5 protein-coding genes are annotated in these 7062 nt (G+C 42.9%); 4 read left to right on the top strand and 1 reads right to left on the bottom strand.

Going from position 1 to position 7062, the window contains the following annotated elements:
• Positions 1 to 198: 198 nt before the first annotated feature.
• The 4 genes from nagA to asnB all read left to right on the top strand — a co-directional run bounded on the left by nagA (position 199) and on the right by asnB (position 6175).
• Positions 199 to 1335 (top strand): N-acetylglucosamine-6-phosphate deacetylase, encoded by a 1137-nt coding sequence (gene nagA, locus AACQ17_RS04070; RefSeq protein WP_094147618.1) that lies wholly within the window; start codon positions 199 to 201, stop codon positions 1333 to 1335.
• A 2-nt stretch (positions 1336 to 1337) separates the two neighbouring features.
• Entirely contained in the window at positions 1338 to 2552 is a 1215-nt protein-coding gene (gene nagC / locus AACQ17_RS04065) for a DNA-binding transcriptional regulator NagC (RefSeq protein ID WP_026028126.1), read from the top strand.
• A 99-nt stretch (positions 2553 to 2651) separates the two neighbouring features.
• Entirely contained in the window at positions 2652 to 4238 is a 1587-nt protein-coding gene (locus AACQ17_RS04060; RefSeq protein ID WP_094147457.1) for a cation:proton antiporter family protein, read from the top strand.
• 272 nt (positions 4239 to 4510) lie between these two features.
• Positions 4511 to 6175: an asparagine synthase B gene (asnB, locus tag AACQ17_RS04055; RefSeq protein ID WP_017045499.1), complete on the top strand. Its 1665-nt coding sequence runs from the start codon at positions 4511 to 4513 to the stop codon at positions 6173 to 6175.
• A gap of 81 nt (positions 6176 to 6256) precedes the next feature.
• Here asnB and rfaH read toward each other — a convergent pair whose 3' ends face one another.
• Complete coding sequence (gene rfaH / locus AACQ17_RS04050) at positions 6257 to 6757, bottom strand: transcription/translation regulatory transformer protein RfaH (protein ID WP_013857303.1); 501 nt, start codon at positions 6755 to 6757, stop codon at positions 6257 to 6259.
• Positions 6758 to 7062 lie beyond the last annotated feature (305 nt).

The raw sequence follows: 7062 nt of genomic DNA, 5'->3' as shown, positions 1-7062 counted from the left end.
ATGCAAACTATAACCATCAAATAACCCAGTCAAAACGAGCACTTAATTTTAATGTCATCCAGCATTGGCTGTTTGCTAGCAAGATAATTCGCGACCTAATTGAAGTAAGAAAAGAAAGCACCGTACTGGCACATTCCACCTTTCATTTCGTCGCCTCGCCAAATTTATAAAATATTGATAGATAAGGATTTGATGATTATGTACGCACTAACTAACTGTAAAATCTACACTGGCAGTGATGTGCTAGTTGACCATGCTGTGATTATCAACAACGAGTTGATTGAAGCGGTCTGTCCTATTGCGGATTTACCACAAGATATAGCGACACAAGATTTAAATGGTGCAAACCTAAGCCCAGGCTTTATCGACCTGCAATTGAATGGTTGTGGCGGTGTGATGCTGAATGATGAAGTAACCGCGACTACGATGCAGATTATGCATAAAGCTAACCTAAAATCAGGATGCACAAGCTTTTTGCCAACGTTAATCACCTCTTCAGACGAAGACATGTGCAAAGCGATTTCTGCCGCACGTGAATATCACTCTCAATATAAAAACCAATCACTGGGTTTACACCTTGAAGGGCCATATCTTAATGTGATGAAAAAGGGCATTCACAGTGTGGATTTCATCCGCCCTTCAGATGACAACATGATCGCCACTATGTGTGAAAATAGCGATGTGATTGCTAAAGTGACATTGGCGCCAGAGCACAACAATCCAGAACACATTGAACGTCTGGTGAAAGCTGGCATTGTGGTATCGATTGGTCACACTAACGCAACTTATACTGAAGCACGTAAAAGCTTTGAATCAGGCATCACCTTTGCCACACACTTATTTAATGCCATGACGCCGATGGTTGGACGTGAACCCGGTGTCGTTGGTGCAATTTATGACACCCCAGAAGTTTATGCTGGCATTATTGCTGATGGCTTTCATGTTGATTATGCTAACATCAGAATTGCTCACAAAATCAAAGGCGAAAAGCTTGTATTAGTGACCGATGCCACAGCTCCTGCAGGCGCTAACATGGATTACTTTATTTTTGTCGGTAAGAAAGTATATTACCGTGATGGTAAGTGTGTTGATGAAAACGGCACACTGGGCGGCTCAGCACTCACTATGATTGAGGCAGTGCAAAACACTGTTGAGCACGTTGGTATCGCATTGGACGAAGCTCTGCGGATGGCAACTCTGTATCCGGCAAAAGCAATTGGTGTGGATCACAAACTAGGCCGAGTTAAAAAAGGCATGGTGGCGAACCTCACTGCATTTGATAGAGACTTCAATGTTCAGGCGACGGTTGTTAACGGACAATACGAGCACAATTGATAATGAATGGCGGACAAATAGGTAACGTAGATTTAGTCAAACAACTCAACAGCGCAGCAGTGTACCGATTGATCGACCTACAAGGTCCGATATCTCGTATTCAAGTTGCCGATGTGAGCCAACTTGCTCCAGCAAGTGTTACAAAAATAACCCGCCAACTTCTAGAACGCGGCCTCATTAAAGAGGTCGCACAACAAGCCTCTACTGGCGGACGTAGAGCCATCTCCTTAACAACCGAAGTCGCCCCTTTTCACTCTGTCGCCGTACGTTTAGGCCGAGATTACATTCAGCTCAGCCTGTATAATTTAGGGGGCAAAGAACTCGCGTCGGACTATCACGAGTTTCACTATTCTCACCAAACACAATTAATTGAGGGACTCCTTTTCCACCTCAATACCTTTATCAAACAACAGCAAGAGCGAATCGAACAGTTCATCGCCATTGGTATTGCACTACCCGGCTTAGTCAACCCAGAAACGGGTGTCGTAGAATACATGCCCAACATTGCTATTGATGCACTAGCTTTAGGTGACATCATTCGTGATAATTTTCATGTTGAATGTTTTGTTGGCAACGACGTACGCGGTATGGCGCTTGCCGAACATTATTTTGGTGCCAGCAAAGACTGTCAAGACTCTATCCTAGTCAGCGTTCACCGCGGAACTGGGGCTGGCATTATCGTCAATGGTCAAGTATTCCTAGGCTATAACCGTAACGTAGGTGAAATTGGTCATATCCAAATCGACCCACTCGGCGAACAGTGTCAATGCGGAAATTTCGGCTGTTTAGAAACGGTAGCCGCAAACCCGGCTATTATATCTCGTGTTAAAAAACTGATTGCTCAGGGCTATGAATCTAGCCTAGCGAATATAGAGAGCATTACCATCAATGATGTATGTGAGCACGCCAATCTCGGTGATGAGCTAGCAAAACAGAGCTTAATTCGAGTGGGTAATCAACTCGGTAAAGCCATTGCGATGACCATCAACTTGTTCAACCCACAAAAAGTGGTAATTGCAGGTCAAATTACAGCCGCTCAAGAGATCGTATTCCCCGCGATTCAACGAAATGTAGAGAATCAATCACTCAAAACTTTCCACACCAATTTACCCATAGTCGCGTCGCAGATTGATAAACAACCAACCATAGGTGCATTTGCTATGATTAAACGGGCAATGTTAAATGGTGTTTTACTTCAAAAATTACTTGGCGATTAAGCAACCGATTGAATTATAATAAAAGGCTGTGTCGTCATGACACAGCCTTTTTTACAACCAAAACATTATTTTTAAACCAAAGCATTACTAAAGGAATTTATGGAACTTATCCTAATTTCAACGGCTTTTTTCGCAGGGTTTATTGCCTTGAAATGCAATTTACCTCCGTTGGTTGGCTTTTTAGTTGCTGGGTTTGGCCTTAATGCCGCTGGCTACCACAGCAGTAATACCATTCTGACTCTAGCCGATCTAGGGGTTACCTTATTACTGTTCACAATTGGACTTAAGCTAGAGATTAAAACCTTACTTGCGAGAGAGATTTGGGCTGGTGCCACGGTTCATAACCTCCTTTCGACAGGGATTTTCAGCATTGCTTTATTGATATTCAAATATTTAGGGGTTAGCTCTCTGGCCTCGATGTCAATTGAACAATTAGTTCTGCTTGGTTTTGCTTTGTCATTCTCCAGTACTGTTTTTGCGGTGAAATCACTGCAAGAGAAAGGAGAAATGAACGCGACATACGCCACTATCGCCATCGGTATTCTTGTGATGCAAGATATCTTTGCTGTCATATTTTTAACCGTCTCGACAGGAAAACTTCCTCATTGGTACGCTGCCACTTTATTGATCCTACCCTTTATGCGACCACTATTTTACAAACTGCTCGACTGGGTTGGTCACGGTGAAATGCTTGTTCTGTTTGGTATATTTTTTGCCTTAGTGGTCGGAGCAGGATCATTTGAATTGGTTGGGATGAAACCCGATCTTGGTGCTCTGATTTTAGGCATGCTGCTAGCAGGCCATCGCAAAGCATCTGAGTTGTCAAAATCACTCTTTAATCTAAAAGAGCTGTTTCTCGTCTGCTTTTTCCTCAACATTGGACTATCAGAACAGCCCACAATGACTGGGTTTGCGCTCGCATTGTTGCTCTTACTGCTGCTTCCCATCAAAGGTATCCTCTATTTTTGGGTACTCAACCGCTTTAAATTCCGAGTGAGAACCTCATTGTTAGCCACCTTGTCTTTATTCAATTTCAGTGAATTCGGACTGATTGTGGGGGGGCTTGCTTTCAAAATGGGATGGATGTCGGGTGACATATTGGTCGCACTGGCCATTGCGGTATCCATTTCATTTGTAATCGCAGCCCCAATAAGCCGTAAAGGCCATGAACTCTATCAACATTCACGGCAATGGCTCAAAGAACATGCCGCTGAAAAACTCAACACCAAAGATCAATTAATTAATCCAGGCCATGCCCAGGTACTCATATTAGGGATGGGCCGCATCGGTACCGGTGCATATGATGAGTTGCGCTCTCGTTATGGCAAAATAAGTTTAGGCATAGAAGTCCGAGAAGAGGTTGCTCATGATCACCGCTCACAAGGGCGCAATGTTATTGCTGGTGATGCAACCGACCCTGATTTTTGGGAGCGTATTCTAGACACTGGTAATGTAAAACTCGTACTGCTTGCTATGCCGCATCATCAGGGTAACCAAATCGCACTATCGCAGTTACAACACCGTAATTTTAAAGGACAAATCGCAGCCATCGCCGAATACCCAGACCAATTGGAATCACTATTGGAAAGTGGTGTTGATGCAGCATTCAACATCTATAGCGAAGCGGGTAGCGGTTTTGCCCGTCACGTATGTAAACAACTCCAACCTAATTTTACTAAACCGTAATAATGTCTAGGTAAGCCATCGCAATTTTTAGGTAAAACATTGTCATTTCTATGCCCAACTCAATACGACCCCAGAGCTTAGTTGGGCATAATTTACCCACCATCGCTCAAAAACAGAAAACAAATAGAAAAAATTCATATAAAGTGAGCATTATTTAAATGGCATTCACCAAGATGCATCTTATGTGATATTAACGACACCATATGGTTGCTTTTTTTAACCAGAATGGCAAATTAGGTCCAACAGATTAAAAATCATCAAAAGGAAGTTGTATGTGTTCTATATTTGGCATTCTTGATATTAAAAGTGATGCAACAGCGTTACGCCCAATAGCGCTAGAGATGTCTAAAAAAATGCGTCACCGCGGCCCTGACTGGTCTGGCATCTATGCTTCAGAAAAAGCAATCTTGGCTCATGAGCGCCTTTCTATTGTCGGTTTAAACAGCGGCGCACAACCACTTTACAGCCCAAATAAAAAGCACATATTAGCGGTCAATGGTGAGATTTATAACCACAAAGAAATTCGTGCTCGTTACCAAGGCAAATACGATTTTCAAACCGACTCTGACTGTGAAGTGATATTAGCGCTTTATGCAGACATGGGTGCCGCGCTGCTTGAAGAACTCAACGGTATCTTTGCCTTTGTGCTCTATGATGAAGAAAAAGATGAGTACCTCATCGGGCGTGACCATATTGGTATCATTCCTCTTTACCAAGGCCATGACGAACACGGTAACTACTACATTGCATCCGAAATGAAAGCTTTGGTAAGCATTTGCAAAACTATCAGTGAATTTCCTCCTGGTAGTTACTACAGCTCGAAAGAGGCAGGCGCACAGCGCTACTATATTCGAGATTGGAATGAATATGCGGCAGTCCAAGGCAATAGCAGCAGTAAAGAAGAGCTAAAACAAGCATTAGAAGCGGCCGTGAAGCGCCAACTGATGACAGATGTACCTTATGGTGTTTTGCTTTCTGGAGGATTGGACTCTTCAATTACGTCAGCCATTGCGAAACGTTACGCTGCAATGCGAATTGAAGATGATGAACAATCAGAAGCATGGTGGCCACAGCTTCACTCTTTTGCGGTGGGTTTAGACGGTGCTCCAGACCTTAAAGCGGCTCGTGAAGTGGCTGAAAAAATTGGCACTGTACACCACGAAATGACTTATACCATCCAAGAGGGTTTAGATGCTATTCGTGATGTTATTTACCATATTGAAACGTATGACGTGACGACAATTCGAGCCTCTACTCCGATGTATTTGATGGGGCGGAAAATCAAAGCCATGGGTATCAAAATGGTACTTTCCGGCGAAGGAGCGGATGAGATCTTCGGTGGTTACTTATACTTCCACAAAGCACCAAACGCGCAAGAATTCCACGAAGAAACGGTGCGTAAACTGCTGGCGTTGAACTTGTTTGACTGTGCTCGCGCTAATAAATCTTTAGCGGCTTGGGGAGTGGAAGGACGCGTTCCTTTCCTAGACAAAGAGTTTATTGATGTTGCAATGAGGCTTAACCCTGCTGACAAAATGTGTGGCAATGGCAAGATGGAAAAACACATTCTACGTGAGTGCTTTGAAGATTATCTGCCAGCCTCGATTGCTTGGCGTCAAAAAGAGCAATTTTCCGATGGTGTGGGCTATAGCTGGATTGACACACTAAAGAGTGTTGCTGAAGAAAAAGTTACCGATCAACAGATGGAAACAGCAAAATACCGCTTCCCATATAATACTCCAGCGACAAAAGAAGGGTATGTTTACCGCGAGATCTTCGAAGAGCTGTTCCCGTTAGAGTCTGCTGCACAATGCGTTCCTGGAGGTCCTTCTGTAGCTTGTTCTTCCGCCAAAGCAATAGAGTGGGATGAATCCTTTAAAAATTGTATTGACCCGTCAGGCCGAGCTGTCAAAGCGGTGCATAATGAAGCGTACTAACCAAAACGCTGGCTAATAAAGCAAATAAAAGGCGCAAAATGCGCCTTTTATTTGTCTAAAGAGCTTACTGTAGAGAGTCAATCACGAATCTAATTCTAAATGCTTATTATCAATGCTCATCGGTATCACTTGGCTGATCATTTTAACCAGCATAATCGATCGCGTCTCACCATCGGGCTCTTGGTAAATGGCATCAATTCCTGAGAACTGCCCACCCTTAAGTCGAACTACCTGCCCTTTTTCTGGAATATTGAACGATGCTACCGGTAATTTTAACTGGTCGAGTAACTTCAATTCCTCGATCAAATCACTGTCCAACTCCTTCGGATGTGAACCAAATCGGATGAAATCAACCACACCGCGAGTAGAGCGCACACTAGTAAAGGTTGGGCCAATTTCAAAATCAAAGTAAATGAACATATAGGAGGGAAAAAGTGGCTCTTTGACAACTTGCCGCTTACCCCGAAGAATTCTCTCTAGTTCAATTTCTGGGTAGAAACATTCGACACCTTGGTTTTCAAGGTGTGCTTTAGCACGCCTCTGATCGCCACGTTTACAATACAACAAATACCAACGTTTCATTTTATTCCTAGCTACTGCTTTTCTTTTTCTTGAATCCTAACACCATCCTCCTCCTCAATAAACGGCTAATAAACTGAACACAAAAATAAACCCTTAATGTCCGAACAAGGCAAATTCAAACAATCAGTAATGAAAGATAAGTTTTCATAACGCAACAAAACTTTGAGTATTGATAAACATGCATTTCAAAAACAATGAGTTAGTTAACAATGCCAGAATAAAATACTGATTTTACTCATTGCGATACGCTAAAAGCCCATGTATATCTAAAGCACAATTTTTCTCATCTCAAATACTAATAATTC

Source organism: Vibrio sp. V10_P2A27P122 (assembly GCF_963874335.1).
GTDB lineage: Bacteria > Pseudomonadota > Gammaproteobacteria > Enterobacterales > Vibrionaceae > Vibrio > Vibrio anguillarum.
This window is presented reverse-complemented; position numbering and strand designations above follow the sequence as displayed.